Genomic DNA, 19,936 nt, shown 5'->3' on the forward strand with positions numbered 1-19,936 from the left:
AGATGTTCCTAAAACGACTAGAAGTGATTGGCTTTAAATCTTTTGCGGAGCGCATTGGTATTGATTTTGTACCTGGTGTTACAGCAGTTGTTGGACCAAATGGCAGTGGCAAAAGTAATGTCACAGATGCGATTCGTTGGGTACTTGGGGAGCAATCGGCAAAGTCGTTACGTGGAGCAAAAATGGAAGATGTTATTTTTGCGGGAAGTGACTCTCGTAAGCCACTTAATTTTGCAGAGGTAACACTTGTATTAGACAATACAGACGAGCAACTTGCTTTTTCTTATACAGAAGTCAGCGTAACAAGACGCGTATACCGTTCAGGTGATAGTGAATATTTATTAAATAACCAACAGTGTCGCCTGAAGGATATTACGGACTTGTTTATGGATTCGGGGCTTGGCAAAGAAGCATTTTCAATTATTTCACAAGGTCGTGTCGATGAGATTTTAAATAGCCGACCCGATGACCGTCGTGCTATTTTTGAAGAGGCAGCTGGCGTATTAAAGTATAAAATAAGAAAAAAGAAAGCAGAACACAAGCTTGTTGAGACAGATGAAAATTTGTATCGCGTATTAGACATTCTCCATGAATTAGACAACCGATTAGAGCCACTTGAAATGCAGGCATCTAACGCAAGAGACTATGTACAAATGTCTACAGAGCTAAAAGATTTTGATATTGCGATTCTTGTGCATGATTTTAACAATTGTGCACAATCTTTGCATGCACTGAAAGCCGAATTTACAGAGCTATCCGCCACAGAGCAAAAGCAGGCACAAAATATTGCGACTATTGAGAAACAAACAACCAATATCCGTAAGCTCTTAACAGAATTTGATAAGTATTTGGATACTGCACAGGCTGAGCTTGTTGTTGCAACAATGGAGGTAGAGCGTTGGGATGGACGCAAGGCATTAATGGCTGAAAAACGGCAAAATGCCTCCAATCAGCTACAGCAATTGCAAGGAGCCCTCCAAGAAGCAAAGGCAGAGGTGGAAACACTGCTTGTGCAAGAGCAGGACAAAAAAGAGCAATTCTCTGAAAAGCAGCAAGCCGTGTTAACGCTTAAGCAAAGCATTAAGCAATTAGAGCAATCATTAAATCGCTCAGTAACGGAAATTGAACAAGAAATTGAAGAATCTAAAAATCGTTATATTGATTCATTAAATGAAGAAGCAACCATTAAAAATGAATTGAAAAATATTGATCAGCAATTAACACAGCATAAGGCAATGGCTGCACGAATGTCTGACCAAACGAATGAAATTGGACAGGAGCTTATGCAAATTGTTGCTGAAAAAGATAAGCTACTAGCTGCTTATACAACAACGATGAATAACCTACAGGAAAAACTCGAACAGCATGATGCCTTACAACAACAATTAAAAAAGAGCAATGCTAGCTTTACTGATAAGCAAGAGATGCTTTATAAAGCATACCAGCATCAACAGCAGCTTAAGGCTCGAAAGGATACACTAGCTGAGCTAGAGGCAGACTTTTCAGGCTTTTTCCAGGGTGTCAAAGAAGTCTTACTAGCACGTGATAAAGGTGAATTACAGGGCATCGAAGGTGCAGTGGCTGAGTTAATCCAAGTGGAGGGTAAGTTTTCGCAAGCAATTGAAACGGCTTTAGGTGCAGCTTCTCAGCATATTGTGACAACGAATGAACGTCATGCACAGCAGGCGATCCATTGGTTAAAGCAAAAAAGGGCTGGTCGAGCTACTTTTTTACCAAAGACGGTTATGAAGTCGCGTAAAATAAATATAGCAACCATTCAACTGGCAACTGAGCACCCAGCGTTTATTCAAATGGCAGATGGGCTAGTGACATTTAATGAAGCGAATCGCACAATTGTTGAAAATCTTTTAGGAAATGTGATCGTGGCAGCAAACTTGGAAGGAGCCAGTCAAATTGCTAGACTATGTGGGTTTCGCTACCGAGTTGTGACACTTGATGGAGATATTGTCAATGCAGGTGGCTCATTAACGGGTGGTGCAAGCAAACAGCAATCTTCTCTTTTCTCAAGAAAAGCTGAGCTAGAAGATTTAATTGTTAAACTAGAGTCGTTACACGCTTCCATTTACAGTGCTGAGCAGGCTGTTGCAGTAGAAAAAGCTAAGCTTGCCACATTAAGAGAGCAGGTAGAGCAACGAAAGCTTGAGGGCGAGCAGCTACGAAAAGATGAAATGCAACAGGCTGGTCGTATTCGTGAGCTTGAGGCAATTGAAAAAAGCTTATCAGCGCGCGTATCTTTTGCCTCAACCGAAACACAGGATGTAAAAACGCGTGAAGAAGCACTGTTAACACAAAAACAAATGGCAACAGAGCGATTACATGCACTTGCAGCCGAGCTTATTGACATTAATCATACAGTAGAGCAATTAACAAAGGTCAAGCTGCAAGGTGAAACAGAGAAGGATGTATTGCGTGAGCAGCTAGCTGAAAAGCGCTCACAATTAGCTGTTATGCAGGAACAAATGTCACAGGTGCAAATTGCAACAGCAGAGATAGCGCTACAATTAAACAAAGCGCAACAAAAAGTCGAAAATATTTCTCAGGAAATAGCATGGCTGCAATCTGATGCGTCGACAAATCATTTAAGTGATGAAGAAATTGATGAACAGGCTGTACAATGGAAGGCAACAAGAGATACACTCCAAGCAACGATTTCTCAGAAAAAAGAGGATAAAACGAAGCAACAGCAAGAACTTGCCACATTAGAAGAACAATTGAAGGAAGTACAACGTATTCATAAAGGATACCTTGAAGCTATACGTGCCAATGAGTTGAAACGTCATCGTTTAGAATTTGAAATGGATAATTTTCAACAGCAACTTGAAGAAAACTATCAACTCACAATAGAGGAGGCGAAGGCAGAGGCTCTTATAGTAGAGGACGAGGAGCATGTACGTCGACGTGTGAAACTGCTTAAAAAATCAATTGAAGAGCTGGGTCCTGTCAATATTAGTGCGATTGAGGAATATGAACGAGTGCTTGAGCGTCATACCTTCTTAACAGAACAACGCGAGGACCTACTTGCTGCACAAGAAACCTTGCATGAAGCGATTAAAGAAATGGATGAAGAAATGACATTGCGCTTTAGTGAAACATTTTATGCGATTCGCGAGCAGTTTAAACATGTATTCCGTGAATTGTTCGGTGGTGGGCAAGCTGATTTAGTGTTAATCGATCCGCAAAACTTACTAGAAACAGGTATAGAAATTGTGGCACAGCCTCCAGGGAAAAAGTTACAAAACTTAAGTTTACTTTCTGGTGGTGAACGCGCACTAACAGCTATTGCTTTATTATTCTCGATTTTAAATATTCGACCTGTACCATTTTGTATTCTCGATGAAGTAGAGGCAGCATTAGATGAAGCAAATGTTGTTCGTTATAGTCAATATTTGAAAAAATTTAGTCGTGATACACAATTTATTGTTATTACACACCGTAAAGGAACAATGGAGGGAGCCGATGTTCTGTATGGTATAACAATGCAGGAATCAGGTGTATCTAAGCTTGTATCCGTCAAATTAGAAGATGAACCCGTACTTGCGGAGCAAAGGAGCAAATAAGGATGAGTTTTTTTAAACGCTTAAAAGATAAATTAATGGGCAATCCAGCAGAGGAAGAAAAATTACAAGATGTTGAAGCAGAGCAGGATACCGACCAACAAGCACTAGAAGAAAATGAGCCTGCTGCTATTGAAACAGATGTTGTAGAGGTAGCTAAACAACTAGAGGAAGCTTTAGAAAATGAAAGCAAGCAAGCAACAGAACCGCCAGTGATAGTGGAGGACCAACAAGAGGTACAGGAGCTTACTATTATTGAAGAAGAGCCAGTGGAGGAGAAAAAGCCTTCTGCCTGGTCCATTACACAAAAATTCAAGGCTGGGCTTGAAAAAACCCGTAATTCCTTTACATCCAAAGTAAATGACCTTGTTGCACGCTATCGTAAAGTCGATGAGGATTTCTTTGAAGAATTAGAGGATTTATTATTACAGGCTGATGTTGGCTTTGAAACAGTGATGGAGCTGATGGATAAATTACGCTTTGAGGTTCAACGTAAAAATATAAAAGATACAAATGGGATTCAAGCCGTTATTTCTGAGAAGCTTGTTGAAATCTATGAGCAAGGTGAAGAAGATTTAATTGAGCTAAATATGCAGCCTGTTGGTGAGCTAACCGTTATTTTATTTGTTGGGGTAAATGGTGTTGGGAAAACAACAACAATTGGGAAGCTTGCTCATCGTTTAAAATCTCAAGGAAAAACAGTTGTGTTAGCGGCTGGTGATACATTCCGTGCGGGTGCGATTGATCAATTACAAGTATGGGGAGATCGAGTTGGCTGTGAGGTTATTAAACAATCAGAAGGCTCCGACCCAGCAGCGGTGATGTACGATGCGATTCGTGCAGCGAAAAATAGAAAAGCCGATGTGTTAATTTGTGATACGGCTGGACGTTTACAAAACAAAGTGAATTTAATGAACGAGCTTGAAAAGGTGCATCGTGTGATTTCACGTGAAATTCCAAATGCACCACATGAAGTATTATTAGCATTAGACGCAACAACAGGTCAAAATGCCCTTGTGCAAGCACAAACCTTTAAAGAAGCAACAAATGTAACAGGTATTGTCTTAACGAAGCTGGATGGTACAGCTAAGGGTGGGATTGTATTGGCGATTCGTAATAAGCTGCATATTCCAGTGAAATTTGTTGGTCTAGGTGAGAAAATGGATGATTTACAGCCATTTGATGCAGAACGCTATGTTTATGGTTTATTTGCAGAGGGCTTAGATAAAGAGCTGCAAAATAGCGAAGATTAATTGTCATAATTGCGATAAAGCGCTAGGGCTGTGGTAAAGGTGAATGATCTTCCGAAAAAAGGAAATACCTCGATGCTATAATGAAAGCCTTTAGACAAGGAGATTACCTTGACACAAACAGGCGCTTTTCGTTATGATACAAATGACTAATAGCGGGAGGAGAAATATTCGATGCTACTTGAAAAAACAACACGCATGAACTTTCTCTTCGACTTTTATCAAGCATTGTTAACAGATAAGCAAAGAAGTTATATGGAGCTCTATTATTTGGATGATCTCTCATTAGGAGAAATCGCTGAATCATATGGAGTTTCACGTCAAGCTGTTTACGATAATATTCGTCGAACAGAGGCGATGCTTGAGGAATATGAAGAAAAACTATGTTTACTGGAAAAGTTTCAACAACGTACCCAAATGCTTTCACAGTTAACAGAGGGGATTGCACAACAAAGTATGACAGTTGAACAGCAGCTAGCGCTTATTGAGCAGTTGAAAGAATGGGATTAGGAGGCGAAGGCAATGGCTTTTGAAGGGTTAGCGGAACGACTCCAAGGAACGATCCAAAAGATTAAAGGCAAAGGGAAAGTATCAGAGCAAGATGTAAAAGAAATGATGCGAGAAGTTCGATTTGCTTTAATTGAAGCGGATGTTAACTTAAAAGTAGTCAAAGAATTCGTAAAAAAAGTAAGTGAACGTGCTGTCGGCGTCGATGTTATGCAAAGTTTAACGCCAGGTCAGCAAGTGATTAAAATTGTACAGGATGAATTAACAGTACTAATGGGAGGCGAACAAAGTCCCATTAAATTTAATACCAAGCCCCCAACTGTTATTATGATGGTTGGGTTACAAGGGGCAGGGAAAACGACAACTACAGGTAAACTGGCGAATATTTTAAGAAAAAAATATAATCGTAAGCCATTACTAGTTGCCGCTGACGTTTATCGCCCAGCAGCTGTTCAACAATTACAGACATTAGGTAAGCAGTTATCTTTACCTGTTTTTGCGTTAGGCACTGATATTTCTCCTGTAGAAATTGCACGTCAGGCAATTGAAAAAGCGAAAGAAGAGCACCATGATGTTGTCATTATCGATACGGCGGGCCGTTTGCATATAGATGAAGACTTAATGCAGGAGTTAAAGGATATTCGTGCATTAAAAGAGCCAGATGAAGTCTTCCTTGTGGTCGATGCGATGACAGGTCAGGATGCTGTTAATGTTGCAGAGAGCTTTAATGAGGCAATCGGTATTACTGGGGTCGTGTTAACAAAGCTTGATGGCGATACACGTGGTGGTGCAGCATTATCCATCCGTTCTGTTACAGAAAAACCAATTAAGTTTGTCGGTATGGGTGAGAAAATGGATGCGCTTGAGCCATTCCATCCAGAGCGTATGGCATCACGTATTCTTGGTATGGGTGATGTACTATCATTGATTGAAAAAGCGCAGGCAAATGTTGATGAAGCCAAGGCGAAGGAACTTGAAGAAAAATTTAAGTCCCAAACCTTTACATTTGATGATTTTGTTGAGCAATTACAGCAGTTAAAAAAAATGGGACCATTAGACGAAATTTTAAAAATGCTCCCAGGTGCAAACAAAATAAAAGGCTTAGATAATGTGAAGGTAGACGATAAACAAATGGGTCGTGTCGAAGCTATTATTTATTCGATGACACCTGCTGAAAAGACAAATCCAGAGATTATGAATGGTAGCCGTAAAAAGCGTATTGCGAAAGGCTCAGGAACGTCTATTCAAGAGGTTAATCGTTTGCTCAAGCAATTTGAGGATATGAAAAAAATGATGAAGCAAATGACTGGGATGGCAAGTGGTAAAGGGAAGAAAAAAATGAAATTACCAGGCCTTGATTCATTGTTTAAATAATAATTCTTAGGTGTTAAGAAAAAACACTTTACAAACAACCTAAACATTGATAATATACTATCTTGTGTGAAACTTATTCGGAGGTGCTATTAAAATGGCAGTTAAAATTCGCTTAAAACGTATGGGAGCTAAAAAATCTCCTTTCTATCGTATCGTAGTTGCAGATGCTCGTTCACCACGTGACGGTCGTCAAATTGAAACAGTAGGTACTTATAACCCTCTAACTCAACCAGCTACTGTAAACATTGATGAAGAGAAAGCTCTTAAATGGTTAACTGACGGTGCAAAACCATCAGATACAGTGCGTAACCTGTTCTCAGAACAAGGTATCATGGAAAAATTCCATAACCAAAAATTCAGTAAATAATCGGGGGCGACGTTTTTGAAGCAGCTGATTGAAGCAATCGTTTTACCACTAGTCGATTATCCACAGGAAGTTCGTATTGAGACGGATGAAAATGCAAATCGAATTGTTTATAAACTTTTTGTTCATCCAGAGGATCGAGGGAAAGTCATAGGCAAGCAAGGGCGAGTAGCGAAAGCGATTCGTACAATTGTTTATTCAGCGGCAGGTAGTCACCATCAAAAAAAGACCTACGTCGATATATTGGATTAAATGAAAAGATGTATATATATCTAACAAGTCCTAGAACATTTTAAGAGATGTTTGAATACTTGATGTAGAATATGTAAAGTCTGAACGAAGGAGGAGGGAGCTTGTGGGTTCCTTCCTTTTTTGGCATATGATTAACGATATCTATGCCGAGAGAAGTACGTTTTAATTGAGGTGATCGTTGAATGGAATGGTTTAATGTAGGACGTATTGTCAATACACATGGCATTCATGGTGAGGTACGTGTATTGTCAACGACAGACTTTGAGGAAGAGCGTTTTGCAGTGGGCAATAAGCTTGCTGCCTTTAAAAAAGGTGATAAGAAGCCAACATGGATAACGATTACATCCATGCGTCGTCATAAAAACTTTATTTTATTAATGTTTGAAGGCATGAATAATATCAATCTGGTCGAGCCGTTTAAAGAAGGCATGCTAAAAATAACAAAGGATCAAATGACAGATGACTTACTTGAGGAAAATGAATATTTTTTCCATGAGATAATTGGCTGTACAGTGATTTCTGAGGAAGGCGAAACAATTGGTATTGTGCATGATATTCTTCAAACAGGGGCAAATGATGTATGGGTAGTGAAAGACTCAAAGAAGGAGTATTATATCCCTTATATAGAAGAGATTGTGAAGGACATTGATGTGGAGAATAAGAAAATAGTGATCCATGTTATGGAAGGCTTATTATGATGAATATTCATGTCTTAAGCTTGTTCCCTGATATGTTCTCAGGTGTCTTTGGTGCATCCATCTTAAAAAAGGCACAGGAAAAAGGTGCAGTAAAGTTAGAGGTAACGGATATCAGGACATTTTCAGGCAACAAGCATAATCAGGTTGATGACTATCCGTATGGTGGTGGCGCTGGTATGGTGTTAAAGCCAGAGCCGATGTTTCAGGCTGTTGAGACAATAACAGCTGGTAAACAACCACGCATTATTTTAATGTGTCCTCAGGGTGAACGCTTTACACAGAAGAAAGCAGAAGAGCTAGCACAGGAAAAGGAATTAGTCTTTTTATGTGGTCATTATGAGGGCTATGATGAGCGCATTCGCCAGCACCTTGTAACAGATGAGATTTCAATTGGAGATTTCGTTCTAACAGGAGGCGAATTAGGGGCAATGACGGTTATTGATAGTATCGTGCGGTTATTACCAGGCGTATTAGGTCAAGAAGACTCGCATATACAGGATTCCTTTTCAACAGGCCTACTAGAACATCCTCATTATACACGCCCAGCAGAATTTCGAGGGATGACAGTACCTGATATTTTATTATCAGGGAATCATGCTAAAATTGCGCAATGGCGAGAGGAACAGTCCCTTCAAAGAACATTTGAGCGCCGCCCTGATCTACTTGAGCATTATCCATTAACAGACAAGCAAAAACTGTATATAGAAAAACTAAAAAACAATCAACAAGATGCTTGATTGCCTGCTTTATTTATGATAACATCTATTCTGTACTTCTATGTGAAGTACTGAATTACGGTGTTCCGCTGTGGCATAGATTGCGTGCAAGAGCATCTGTCTAAGGAGAGAAAACAATGTCAAACATTATTGCAGAAATTACAAAATCTCAGCTTCGCACGGATCTACCAACTTTCCGCCCTGGTGATACTGTTAAGGTACACGTGAAAGTAGTAGAGGGTACTCGTGAACGTATCCAAGTTTTCGAAGGTGTCGTAATTAAACGTCGTGGTGGCGGTATTAGCGAAACTTTCACAGTTCGTAAAATTTCTTACGGTGTAGGTGTTGAGCGTACATTCCCTGTACACACACCAAAAATCGCTAACCTAGAAGTTGTACGTCGTGGTAAAGTACGTCGTGCTAAACTTTACTACCTACGTAACCTACGTGGTAAAGCTGCTCGTATTAAAGAAATTCGATAATTATGGTGTAAAGAGAGGGGCTTGTGTGGCAAGCCCCTTTTCTTTTTGCTTGTCATCTTAATTCACTTTCATCTAAAATGGTGATAGACAAGGGGGCAATTCTCGATGGAAAAACAAGTGAAAGAAAAAAATGAGTTATGGGAATGGACAAAGGCACTATTAATTGCATTTGCGATTGCTGCAATTATTCGTTATTTTTTATTTACACCGATTGCGGTTGATGGAGAGTCTATGATGCCAACCCTTGAAGATGGTGATCGTATGATTGTCAATAAAATTGGTTATAAAATAGGTGAGCCTAAACGTTTTGATATTGTGGTGTTTCATGCACCTGAGCAAAAAAATTACATAAAGCGTGTTATTGGATTGCCAGGAGATACATTAGAATATAAAGACGATCAATTGTATATTAATGGTGAAGCCATTGAGGAGCCTTATTTAGATGCATATAAAGCGCAAATTACAGAAGGCACATTAACAGAGGATTTTACATTAAATGATATCGATGTGACCTTGACGAGCAATACTATTCCTAAAGGGTATATCTTTGTGATGGGGGATAATCGCCGATATAGTAAAGATAGCCGTCATATTGGGCTTGTTGATCAAAAGGAAATTATCGGTAACACAAGTTTGATTTTCTGGCCGTTTAGTGACATAAAAATTGTAAAGTAATGCAAGAAAGGGAGCGCAGAATCACTCCCTTTTTCTTTTAGTTTAGGAGGTATAGCTGTGACGATACAATGGTTTCCAGGGCATATGGCGAAAGCCCGACGTGAAGTAACTGAAAAATTAAAGCTGGTCGATATTATATTTGAATTAATTGATGCACGTTTACCGTTATCCTCTCGTAATCCGATGATTGATGAGGTGATTCATCAAAAGCCTCGTTTATTAATCCTAAATAAAGCAGATATGGCAGATGAGCAGGAAACACGTAAATGGGTGGAGTATTTTGCACAGCGTGGACATAAAGCAGTAGCGATTAATTCACTTGAGGGCAAGGGCTTACAGCAAGTAACGAAAGCAGCACAAGAGGTTTTAAAAGAAAAATTTGAGCGTATGAAAGCGAAGGGAATGAAACCAAGAGCCATTCGTGCCATGATTGTTGGTATACCAAATGTCGGGAAATCAACTCTTATTAATCGCTTAGCAAAAAAGAATATTGCGAAAACGGGCAATACACCAGGTGTTACAAAAGCACAGCAATGGATTAAAGTTGGGAAAGAACTTGAATTATTGGATACACCAGGTATTTTATGGCCCAAATTTGAGGATCAAGAAGTAGGCTATAAATTAGCATTAACAGGCGCTATTAAAGATACCATTACCAATATGGAGGATTTAGCAGTTTACGGCTTGCGCTTTTTATCTATTCATTATCCAAAACGTATGGAGGAGCGTTATGGTTTTGAGTTCCTCCATGAAGATTTAGTAGAAACATTTGATCATATTGGCAAACTGCGCCGTGTCTTTGGAGCAGGTGGAGAAATTGATTATGACCAAGTTGCACAACTAATTGTGCGAGATATTCGCGGTTTACAATTAGGCAAGCTCACATTTGATTTCGTGAATGAACAATTGGAGAAAGAAGCATTCGTAGAAGACTAAAAGTAAAGAGACGGCTGTCAAGATTATTCACTTTCTTGATAGCTGTTTTTTATAGTAGTGTAAATAGAAAAATTACAATCATTCTTTTTATAAGGGATCTTGTCAATAGTCGACAGCACACTACTATTGATGAGGTCTTTTTCTTTAGATGGTAAAAGGTGTCTGTCTGACAGTAATTCCATGAAGATTACTAATAAAGTATAATCTTTAAAAAAGGTGATTTTATCTCAGATGAAAAAAACTTTTCGTTTATTTAGTATGCTGATATTATTAATAGCCTGCAATATTAAAGGAGGACGAGGTATCCAATTCTATCTTGTCTAAAAACTGTAATGTGAGATATTAGCGTCTATAGGGGTGTGTGGGCTTATTCCCTCCGCCCTTCTTTATTTTGTTTTATAATGGATAAAATAAGCCGATATACGTAATAGAGATGAGGTTATAAGATATGCAAACGATTAAAGAAATTACACTCGCATTAAAAGCTGCTACAACATATGAGCCATGGATGGAGGCGCTACAGCAAGATAGTCGTGCAGGTGTACAAAAGGCATGGCAGCAATTTATTAAGCGCATGAAGCAACAACAGCAATTACAACAAGAACATGATGCAAAAATTGCCTTCGATGCGCAGTTTGGTCAGCTTGTGGCAGGGGTTGACGAGGCTGGGCGTGGTTCATTGGCTGGTCCTGTTGTGACGGCTGCTGTTATTTTACCTGAAAATTGTCAGGCATTGCTTGGCTTAAATGATTCAAAGCAGCTATCGAAGGATGCCAGAGAGCGTATGAGCCTATTGGTCAAAGAGCATGCCCTTAGCTATAGTATTCATTTTCAAAATGTTAACAGCATTGATGAACTTAATATATATGAAGCAACGAAGCAATCAATGGCTGCAAGTGTAAAGAGGCTAAACATACAGCCCAAGTTTGTAATAGTAGACGCAATGACGCTACCTATCATCACACCACAGCAATCAATTATTAAAGGAGATGCTAAAAGCCTAGCAATTGCAGCTGCCTCTATTTTAGCCAAAACAGCGCGTGACCATTATATGGAGGAGCTAGCAAAAGAGTTTCCACAGTATGGCTTTGAGCAGCATGCAGGCTATGGCACAAAGCAGCATTTAGAGGCACTTACTAAATATGGACCGACAATTCACCATCGAACAAGCTTTGAGCCGATAAAATCTATGTTACAGAGGTGAGAGCATGACATCTACATCATTTAATCCGATTCAAATGCAACAAAATGCACTAACAGCAAATCAACCACTTGCCTTAAAGCAAGGACAAGTATTTCATGGCACAATTAAGCAGTTATACCCAGATCAAATGGCAGAGGTGCAAGTAGGCAACCAAAAATTTGTCGCAAAGCTAGAGGTTCCTTTAAAGGCTGGAGACGCCCATTTCTTTCAGGTAACAGGCACAAATCCACAAACGGAATTAAAGGTTGTCACTGGTCCAATGGCACAAACTGCCTCTCCAAGCCAGCAGATTAACCAATTATTAGAATCTATGAGTTTACCTAAAACGCCAGAGATGCAGCAATTGCTAGGGCATTTTATGAAGGCGCAGCTCCCAATTTCTAAAGATCAGCTAGCACAGGCTGAAATATGGCTGAAGGCATTGCCAGAGGATGTTTCCAAAGCGGATGCATTGCAGGTTATTCAAAAAATGGTAGAGCTGAAAATGCCAATGACCAATGATATTTTTCAAGCGCTGATGAGCGGTCAAAAAACTTCTGGTATGACAACAATAATGGATAATTTTGCACAGCTTTTAGCAAAGGATACAGCTTTACCTGAAGCGCTTAAGCAAAATTTAATGCAGCAGGTTCAGGCAATTGCTAAGCCTTTTGAGGTCGAAACAGGTAGCCTTATGTTAGGGAGAGCTATCCAAACATTAACAAATAATGCCGCAACAATAAGTGAAAAAATGCAAACATTAGCCCTTTTAAAAGAAGCGGGAATTGTGCCCCAGCAGGCTACATTGCAGAATTGGGCAACGATCAATGATCCAAAGGCCACCCAACCAATGCAGCAGGCTGGTCAGGTTGTACAAACGATTCTTGCAACAAAGCCTGAAAATGCTAGTCAGCTTATTGAACAACTCAAATTATGGACAGCGAATCAAAATTTTCTAACAAATGAGCAAAAGCAGCAGGTTAATCAGTTAATTGATCGTTTTAGTCAGTTGCCTGTAACTAAGCAAACATTAGATGTTTTTGCTAAACAGATGCAGGAGCAGTTACTAAAAGCATTTGCCCAAAACACTGCGGATCGTTTATTTACACAGGATGCGAATGCACTTTCTAGTAAGGAACATTTATTATCCCTGATCAGGCAAGAGGCAGCTTCTCCCTTGCAAAATGAAGCCTTGATGCGTAGCCTTGTGAAAAGCAGTGTTGAATCACCGCAGCCGATGATTCAGCAAATGATCACGCAGGCAGACGCGCTTGTGCAAAATTCAATGGATAGTAAGGCAATGGAACACGCGCTAAAAACAGTTTTGAAAAATTTGGGCGTTAGCTATGAGGCAACACTTAATAGCAAGTCAGCAGATTTACAAATGATTGCCTATCAGCTAAAGCCACAGCTCCATACATTATTGCAGGAAACAGTGATTACACCGCCGTTAAAGGAAGCGACAGAAATGCTCATGACACGTATGAATGGTATGCAGCTATCATCAGGTGAAAATGGGCATCAACATCAACTTGTGATGCAAGTACCTCTTGAATTCTTTGGCAAGAAAATGGATGCCACATTACAATGGAATGGACGTATGAAAGACGATGGCAAAATTGATGCCAACTATGCCCGTGTTTTATTTTATTTACAAATGGAATCCATGAAAGAAACGGTTATAGATATGCAGGTGCAAAATCGAGTGGTTACTGTAACGGTCTTTAATGAGCATACAGATATGCAGTCGCTGGCAGAACCATTAAAAGCAGCCTTAAAAATGGGCTTAGCAGAAAAAAATTATCAACTCTCAGGCGTCTTTTTAAAACCCTTTGATAAGACGCCAGCAGATAAAATAAACCCTGTAGTAGAACAGCGTGAGGAGCAGAGTGGGGTGGATATCCGCGTATGAGTGAGGAAAAATTTACGCGTAAAGAGGCTATTGCGCTTACTTATAAGATGGGACAAGTTGAGAGTCCGACTGTTGTAGCGAAAGGAAAGGGAAAGATTGCAGAGAATATTTTGGCACGTGCAAATGAGCATAATGTGCCGATTTATGAGGATCCTAACCTTGTACAGCTACTTGGTCAATTAGATTTGAATGAGTCAATTCCAGAAGAATTATATCAAGCGGTGGCAGAGGTTTTTGCCTTTATTTATCGTTTAGATCAACAACATGCACAGAAGTATAGAAAAAATGGATTATTCTGATTACTTTTATAAGCTGTATTAATACACGAAACAGCAAAAAGTGTCATAATAATAGAGAAAATTCGAACAAAAGACAAAGTGTAGACTTTATCAGAATCTTTCGTTAGAATAGTCTATGTTAGTAAAACAATTTTATGTAAATGTTTGATGGGAGGATGTATTATGAATATCCATGAATATCAAGGGAAAGAGATTCTGAGAAAATATGGTGTTGCTGTACCAAACGGAAAAGTTGCTTTTTCCCCTGATGAAGCAGTGAAAGTAGCGAAGGAACTTGGCTCAAATGTAACAGTAGTCAAGGCGCAAATTCATGCAGGTGGACGTGGTAAAGCAGGTGGCGTAAAAATCGCCAAAAACCTTGACGAGGTACGTACGTACGCAAAAGAATTATTAGGAAAAATTTTAGTGACTCATCAAACAGGTCCTGAAGGAAAAGAAGTAAAACGCTTATATATTGAAGAAGGTTCTGATATCCAAAAAGAATACTATTTAAGTTTAGTATTAGACCGTGCAACATCTCGTGTTACAATGATGGGCTCTGAAGAAGGCGGTATGGATATTGAGGAAGTGGCTGAAGAAAGCCCAGAGAAGATCTTCAAAGAAGTAGTAGATCCTGTAATTGGGTTAACAGGCTTCCAAGCGCGCCGTATGGCATTTAATATGAATATTCCAGCAAACCTTGTGGGGAAAGCTGTTAAATTAATGTTAGGTCTATATCAAGCATTTGTCGACAAAGATGCATCAATTGTAGAAATTAATCCACTTGTTGTCACGGGTCAAGGGGATGTAATGGCACTGGACGCTAAGTTTAATTTTGATGCCAATGCATTATATCGACATAAGGATATTGTCGAATTGCGCGATTTCGATGAAGAAGATCCAAAAGAAATCCAAGCATCGAAATATGATTTAAGCTATATTTCATTAGAGGGTAACATTGGCTGTATGGTTAATGGGGCTGGTCTTGCTATGGCAACGATGGATACGATTAGTTATTATGGCGGAAGCCCTGCTAACTTCCTAGATGTAGGGGGCGGTGCCACAGCTGAAAAAGTAACAGAGGCTTTCAAAATTATCCTTTCTGATCCACATGTAAAAGGCATTTTTGTTAATATTTTTGGCGGTATTATGAAGTGTAACATTATCGCTGAGGGTGTTGTAACAGCGGCTAAAGAAGTTGGTTTAGCTGTGCCATTAGTTGTACGCCTAGAAGGTACAAATGTAGAACTAGGAAAAGAAATTTTAAATGCATCTGGTTTAAACATCGTTGCAGCGGATTCAATGGCTGACGGTGCACAAAAAATTGTGGAACTAGTAGGCTAAGGAAGGCAGGGAGAACAATGGCTGTATTTATTAACAAAGATACAAAGGTAATTGTACAAGGGATTACGGGTGAAACAGCTCTTTTCCATACAAAGCAAATGCTTGAGTATGGTACAAAAATCGTAGCAGGTGTAACACCAGGTAAAGGTGGACTTGAAGTAGAAGGCGTTCCTGTTTTCAATACAGTGTCAGAGGCTGTAGCAGTAACAGGTGCCACAACTTCGGTTATCTATGTACCTGCACCATTTGCAGCAGATGCTATTTTAGAGGCTGTTGATGCAGAATTAGACTTAGCAATCTGTATTACAGAGCATATTCCTGTCCTTGATATGGTGAAGGTGAAACGCTATATGGAAGGTAAAAAGACACGCCTAGTTGGTCCTAACTGTCCAGGTGTTATTACAGCTGATGAATGTAAAATTGGTATTATGCCTGGTTATATTCATACAAAAGGTCATGTAGGTGTTGTTTCTCGTTCTGGTACATTAACGTATGAAGCCGTACATCAATTAACACAAGCAGGAATCGGACAAACAACTGCTGTAGGGATTGGTGGAGACCCTGTCAATGGGACTAACTTTATCGATGCACTTGAAGCGTTTAATAATGACCCAGAGACATATGCTGTTGTGATGATTGGCGAAATCGGTGGAACAGCTGAAGAAGAAGCGGCTGAATGGATTAAAGCCAATATGACAAAACCTGTTGTTGGCTTTATTGGTGGACAAACTGCCCCTCCAGGAAAACGTATGGGTCACGCAGGTGCGATTATCTCTGGTGGTAAAGGAACAGCAGCCGAGAAGATTAAAGCGATGAACGCAGCTGGCATTGAAGTAGCTGAAACACCTTCTGTTATCGGTGAAACATTAATCAAAGTCATTAAAGAAAAAGGGCTATACGAAAAATGTAAAACCCATTAAAATGAAAGATGTAGCGCATTGTTGCTACATCTTTTTCATTATTTATACATTGCTTACGATACTTCTAAAAAAGTAAAATTAATGACTACTAATTCCAATGATGAGCTAGAGCTTTTAATGGTGATGGAAGAGGATTTCTGTCGCCTCACATTGGTCATAAATGGAAAGCGAGTGTCGAACGAGGAAGCCCTTCTATCTTAGCATGGACATAATTGTTTGCAAATTTGTTTATGGAGGGTTTAAAATTCATGGTATGATCAATAAATACCTACTTACTGTGATAAAGCAAATATTTTTAATTATAAATGATGGGAAAGATTTTCGATGGAGGTTGTGTTGAAATCATTATGCGGTCATTTCATTTCTTCTATAAAATAAGGAGGCATGTTAAATGATCTTTGCAGTAGATTCACAGAGATTACTAGCTTTGCATTATGTATATCCATTACCACTTCAAAAGCTTCAGCAATTATTGTCCCCAGAGGATGTATTGAGCCACTTTGAAAATATTCATTATAATGAGATTGCGAAAGTTTTACAAATATCGTCACGTAAAGCGTTCCAAATCTCTCAAAACTTTCGACAAATTATGACAATCCCATTTGAAGAGGCCTATGCACGGGCTAATATTTTCCCCATACCTTTTTATCATCCCTACTATCCAGCGCAATTATTTGAAATCTCTAGTCCACCTACTGTATTGTATGTGAAAGGTCGGTATTCCCTATTAACAGACAACAAACAGATAGCCATTATAGGTTCTAGGAAGGCCACAGCGTATTCACTAAGAGCAATGGACTTTATGATTCCCCCTCTTGTTCAGCATGAGTATACGATTGTTAGCGGGCTAGCAAAAGGTGCTGATACAATGGCTCATAAGGCAACGATAAAGATGGGTGGTCAAACAATTGCTGTGCTTGGACATGGCTTTAATTATCTTTATCCTCAAGAAAACCAAACGCTTGCCAAGCAAATGACTGAGCACCAGTTATTGGTGACGGAGTATCCTCCCTACATGAAGCCAGAAAAATGGCATTTTCCAATGCGTAATCGCATTATTAGTGGTTTAGCTCAAGCCTTAGTTGTGACAGAAGCAGCATTAAAAAGTGGCACAATGATTACAACAGAGCTTGCCTTGGAGCAGGGGAAGGATGTATTTGTTGTACCAGGACCTATTGATGCAGAGCAGTCCAAAGGAACAAATCAACTACTTTTGGAAGGGGCATTTCCAGTCATGAATGGTCATCAAATTATTGAACAACTGGAACTCTTTTCTAACAAAAATTGAAAAAAAGTTGCATTATCTTAAAATCTGTTATACATTTTGCAACAGGTAACTTAAAAAATTAGTAATAGACCTCGCTAAGGGGGAGATATAGATGGCGGATTATTTAGTGATTGTAGAATCACCAGCAAAAGCAAAAACAATTGAACGTTATTTAGGCAAAAAATATAAAGTAAAAGCATCAATTGGACATGTTCGAGATTTACCTCGAAGTCAAATGGGTGTTAATACAGAAAACAATTATGAGCCCAAATATATTACAATTCGTGGTAAAGGGCCTGTTTTACAGGAATTAAAGACGGCGGCTAAAAAAGTGAAGAAAGTATTTCTAGCAGCCGATCCAGACCGTGAGGGAGAAGCGATTGCTTGGCACCTTGCGACTGCATTAAACATTGATATTAACTCAGATTGTCGTGTTGTCTTTAATGAAATTACAAAGGATGCAATTGTTGAATCCTTTAAACATCCTCGTCCGATCAATTTAGATTTAGTGGATGCCCAACAAACTAGACGAATATTGGACAGACTTGTTGGCTATAACATTAGTCCAATTTTGTGGAAAAAGGTAAAAAAAGGATTATCGGCAGGTCGTGTACAATCTGTAGCCTTACGTTTGATTATTGATCGTGAAAATGAAATTAAAAACTTTCAGCCAGAGGAATATTGGACAATTGAGGGGACATTTGAAAAAGGTAAAAAAGCCTTTGATGCCCTTTACTATGGCAATGGCAAAGAGAAAATTAAATTAACGAATGAAGAGCAAGTAAAAGCTATATTAAAAAATGTAAAAGGCACAAATTTTGAAGTTGTCAACGTATCGAAAAAAGAACGTAAACGTAATGCGGCGCCAGCCTTTACAACTTCTTCCCTACAACAAGAAGCAGCACGAAAATTAAATTTCCGTGCTAAGAAAACCATGATGCTTGCCCAACAATTATATGAAGGAATTGATATTGGTAAAAAAGAGGGAACTGTCGGCTTAATCACCTATATGCGTACCGATTCTACGCGTATTTCGGATACTGCAAAAACAGAAGCGACTGCTTACATCGAAACAAAATACGGTAAAGAATATATTGCGACAGAGGCAAAGCAAGCAAAAAAGGCTTCAAATGCACAGGATGCACATGAGGCAATTCGTCCAACAAGTACGATGCGTGCGCCAGAGGATTTAAAAGCGGTGCTAAGTAGAGATCAATTGCGTTTGTATCGTTTGATTTGGGAACGCTTTGTTGCCAGTCAAATGGCACCAGCTATATTGGATACGGTAGCAGTAGACCTTCAAAATGGTGATGTTTTATTTCGTGCGAATGGCTCACAAGTTAAATTCGCAGGCTTTATGAAACTTTACATCGAAGGTACTGATGATCAGGCAGAAGAAACAACAAAGCTTTTACCAGAGATGGAAATTGGCGATCAAGTAAAATCGCTTGAAATTGAGCCTAAACAGCATTTTACACAGCCACCACCACGCTATTCTGAGGCGCGTCTTGTGAAAACAATGGAGGAATTAGGTATTGGGCGCCCATCCACATATGCACCGACCCTCGATACAATTCAGCGCCGTGGCTATGTTGTATTAGATACAAAACGCTTTATGCCAACAGAGCTCGGTGAAATCGTACACCAACTCGTATTAGAGTTTTTCCCAGATATCATAAATATCGAATTCACAGCAAAAATGGAGCAGGATTTGGATGATATTGAAGAAGGTAGTCGTCAATGGGTAGAAATTGTTGATGCGTTTTATAAGGACTTTGAGGTTCATGTAAAGCATGCAGATGAAGCGATGGAAAAAGTTGTGATAAAAGATGAGCCTGCTGGGGAGGATTGTGAGCTGTGTGGCTCACCAATGGTTTACAAGCTTGGGCGCTATGGCAAATTTATGGCATGCTCAAACTTCCCGGATTGCCGCAATACAAAAGCCATTATGAAGCCAATTGGTGTAAAATGTCCTTCCTGTGAAACAGGTGAAATTGTGGAGCGGAAAAGTAAAACCAAGCGTTTATTCTATGGCTGCAATCAATATCCAGAATGTGAATTTGTATCATGGGATAAGCCGATTAGTAGGCCATGTCCGAAATGTAGCGCATTATTAGTGGAGAAAAAGATTAAAAAAGGCGTGCAAATTCAATGTACAAAATGTGACTATGAAGAAGCACCAACTCAATGATAGGAAGATGGT

The 19,936-nt window shown here is 39.4% G+C and carries 18 protein-coding genes; all 18 read left to right on the forward strand.

Annotation, left to right across the window (positions count from 1 at the left end):
• Positions 1-2: 2 nt before the first annotated feature.
• The 18 genes from smc to topA all read left to right on the forward strand — a co-directional run bounded on the left by smc (position 3) and on the right by topA (position 19,924).
• Positions 3-3,578 (forward strand): chromosome segregation protein SMC, encoded by a 3,576-nt coding sequence (smc, locus tag MHB44_RS05585; protein WP_341301909.1) that lies wholly within the window; start codon positions 3-5, stop codon positions 3,576-3,578.
• 2 nt (positions 3,579-3,580) lie between these two features.
• Complete coding sequence (gene ftsY / locus MHB44_RS05590) at positions 3,581-4,828, forward strand: signal recognition particle-docking protein FtsY (RefSeq protein ID WP_341301910.1); 1,248 nt, start codon at positions 3,581-3,583, stop codon at positions 4,826-4,828.
• 171 nt (positions 4,829-4,999) lie between these two features.
• On the forward strand, positions 5,000-5,335 hold the full coding sequence (locus MHB44_RS05595; RefSeq protein WP_341301911.1) for a putative DNA-binding protein: 336 nt from the start codon (positions 5,000-5,002) through the stop codon (positions 5,333-5,335).
• Positions 5,336-5,347: 12 nt separating this feature from the next.
• Complete coding sequence (gene ffh / locus MHB44_RS05600) at positions 5,348-6,706, forward strand: signal recognition particle protein (protein WP_053993899.1); 1,359 nt, start codon at positions 5,348-5,350, stop codon at positions 6,704-6,706.
• Positions 6,707-6,800: 94 nt separating this feature from the next.
• Positions 6,801-7,073 carry a 30S ribosomal protein S16 gene (gene rpsP / locus MHB44_RS05605; RefSeq protein ID WP_010858419.1) on the forward strand — a complete coding sequence of 91 codons (273 nt, stop codon included), beginning with the start codon at positions 6,801-6,803 and terminating at the stop codon, positions 7,071-7,073.
• A 15-nt stretch (positions 7,074-7,088) separates the two neighbouring features.
• Positions 7,089-7,322 (forward strand): KH domain-containing protein, encoded by a 234-nt coding sequence (locus MHB44_RS05610; protein ID WP_053993900.1) that lies wholly within the window; start codon positions 7,089-7,091, stop codon positions 7,320-7,322.
• 182 nt (positions 7,323-7,504) lie between these two features.
• Complete coding sequence (gene rimM / locus MHB44_RS05615; protein WP_053993901.1) at positions 7,505-8,020, forward strand: ribosome maturation factor RimM; 516 nt, start codon at positions 7,505-7,507, stop codon at positions 8,018-8,020.
• On the forward strand, positions 8,020-8,757 hold the full coding sequence (gene trmD, locus MHB44_RS05620) for a tRNA (guanosine(37)-N1)-methyltransferase TrmD (protein WP_053994891.1): 738 nt from the start codon (positions 8,020-8,022) through the stop codon (positions 8,755-8,757). The genes rimM and trmD overlap by 1 nt, the downstream gene beginning before the upstream one ends.
• Before the next feature lie 116 nt (positions 8,758-8,873).
• The gene (gene rplS / locus MHB44_RS05625) at positions 8,874-9,218 is read left to right on the forward strand and encodes a 50S ribosomal protein L19 (protein WP_053993902.1); all 345 of its coding nucleotides are present in this window, start codon (positions 8,874-8,876) and stop codon (positions 9,216-9,218) included.
• Between the two features lie 105 nt (positions 9,219-9,323).
• Positions 9,324-9,893, forward strand: coding sequence for a signal peptidase I (gene lepB, locus MHB44_RS05630; protein WP_053993903.1), 570 nt, complete (start codon positions 9,324-9,326; stop codon positions 9,891-9,893).
• 57 nt (positions 9,894-9,950) lie between these two features.
• A complete protein-coding gene (ylqF, locus tag MHB44_RS05635; protein ID WP_053993904.1) occupies positions 9,951-10,829 on the forward strand; it encodes a ribosome biogenesis GTPase YlqF in 879 nt (292 codons plus the stop codon).
• Between the two features lie 448 nt (positions 10,830-11,277).
• A complete protein-coding gene (locus MHB44_RS05640) occupies positions 11,278-12,033 on the forward strand; it encodes a ribonuclease HII (RefSeq protein ID WP_341301912.1) in 756 nt (251 codons plus the stop codon).
• 4 nt (positions 12,034-12,037) lie between these two features.
• Positions 12,038-13,924, forward strand: a complete 1,887-nt coding sequence (locus MHB44_RS05645; protein ID WP_341301913.1) for a hypothetical protein — start codon at positions 12,038-12,040, stop codon at positions 13,922-13,924.
• Positions 13,921-14,223, forward strand: coding sequence for an EscU/YscU/HrcU family type III secretion system export apparatus switch protein (locus tag MHB44_RS05650; RefSeq protein WP_053993907.1), 303 nt, complete (start codon positions 13,921-13,923; stop codon positions 14,221-14,223). Before MHB44_RS05645 ends, MHB44_RS05650 begins: the two co-directional genes overlap by 4 nt.
• Positions 14,224-14,385: 162 nt before the next feature.
• Positions 14,386-15,546 (forward strand): ADP-forming succinate--CoA ligase subunit beta, encoded by a 1,161-nt coding sequence (gene sucC / locus MHB44_RS05655; protein ID WP_053993908.1) that lies wholly within the window; start codon positions 14,386-14,388, stop codon positions 15,544-15,546.
• Positions 15,547-15,563: 17 nt separating this feature from the next.
• Positions 15,564-16,466, forward strand: a complete 903-nt coding sequence (gene sucD, locus MHB44_RS05660) for a succinate--CoA ligase subunit alpha (protein ID WP_053993909.1) — start codon at positions 15,564-15,566, stop codon at positions 16,464-16,466.
• A 391-nt stretch (positions 16,467-16,857) separates the two neighbouring features.
• Positions 16,858-17,754 (forward strand): DNA-processing protein DprA, encoded by an 897-nt coding sequence (gene dprA / locus MHB44_RS05665; RefSeq protein WP_341301914.1) that lies wholly within the window; start codon positions 16,858-16,860, stop codon positions 17,752-17,754.
• A 91-nt stretch (positions 17,755-17,845) separates the two neighbouring features.
• Positions 17,846-19,924 (forward strand): type I DNA topoisomerase, encoded by a 2,079-nt coding sequence (gene topA / locus MHB44_RS05670; protein WP_341301915.1) that lies wholly within the window; start codon positions 17,846-17,848, stop codon positions 19,922-19,924.
• Positions 19,925-19,936: the final 12 nt, after the last annotated feature.

The organism is Lysinibacillus sp. FSL H8-0500, from assembly GCF_038051955.1.
Taxonomy (GTDB): Bacteria; Bacillota; Bacilli; order Bacillales_A; family Planococcaceae; genus Lysinibacillus; species Lysinibacillus macroides.

Excerpts from the sequence above, each read along its gene's own strand:
- MHB44_RS05650 (WP_053993907.1), top strand. The coding sequence starts at position 13,921 with ATGAGTGAGGAAAAATTTACGCGTAAAGAGGCTATTGCGCTTACTTAT.
- lepB (WP_053993903.1), top strand. The coding sequence starts at position 9,324 with ATGGAAAAACAAGTGAAAGAAAAAAATGAGTTATGGGAATGGACAAAG.
- topA (WP_341301915.1), top strand. The coding sequence starts at position 17,846 with ATGGCGGATTATTTAGTGATTGTAGAATCACCAGCAAAAGCAAAAACA.
- sucD (WP_053993909.1), top strand. The coding sequence starts at position 15,564 with ATGGCTGTATTTATTAACAAAGATACAAAGGTAATTGTACAAGGGATT.
- dprA (WP_341301914.1), top strand. The coding sequence starts at position 16,858 with ATGATCTTTGCAGTAGATTCACAGAGATTACTAGCTTTGCATTATGTA.
- smc (WP_341301909.1), top strand. The coding sequence starts at position 3 with ATGTTCCTAAAACGACTAGAAGTGATTGGCTTTAAATCTTTTGCGGAG.
- rimM (WP_053993901.1), top strand. The coding sequence starts at position 7,505 with ATGGAATGGTTTAATGTAGGACGTATTGTCAATACACATGGCATTCAT.
- MHB44_RS05640 (WP_341301912.1), top strand. The coding sequence starts at position 11,278 with ATGCAAACGATTAAAGAAATTACACTCGCATTAAAAGCTGCTACAACA.
- trmD (WP_053994891.1), top strand. The coding sequence starts at position 8,020 with ATGAATATTCATGTCTTAAGCTTGTTCCCTGATATGTTCTCAGGTGTC.
- rpsP (WP_010858419.1), top strand. The coding sequence starts at position 6,801 with ATGGCAGTTAAAATTCGCTTAAAACGTATGGGAGCTAAAAAATCTCCT.
- MHB44_RS05645 (WP_341301913.1), top strand. The coding sequence starts at position 12,038 with ATGACATCTACATCATTTAATCCGATTCAAATGCAACAAAATGCACTA.
- MHB44_RS05595 (WP_341301911.1), top strand. The coding sequence starts at position 5,000 with ATGCTACTTGAAAAAACAACACGCATGAACTTTCTCTTCGACTTTTAT.
- ftsY (WP_341301910.1), top strand. The coding sequence starts at position 3,581 with ATGAGTTTTTTTAAACGCTTAAAAGATAAATTAATGGGCAATCCAGCA.
- sucC (WP_053993908.1), top strand. The coding sequence starts at position 14,386 with ATGAATATCCATGAATATCAAGGGAAAGAGATTCTGAGAAAATATGGT.
- rplS (WP_053993902.1), top strand. The coding sequence starts at position 8,874 with ATGTCAAACATTATTGCAGAAATTACAAAATCTCAGCTTCGCACGGAT.
- ffh (WP_053993899.1), top strand. The coding sequence starts at position 5,348 with ATGGCTTTTGAAGGGTTAGCGGAACGACTCCAAGGAACGATCCAAAAG.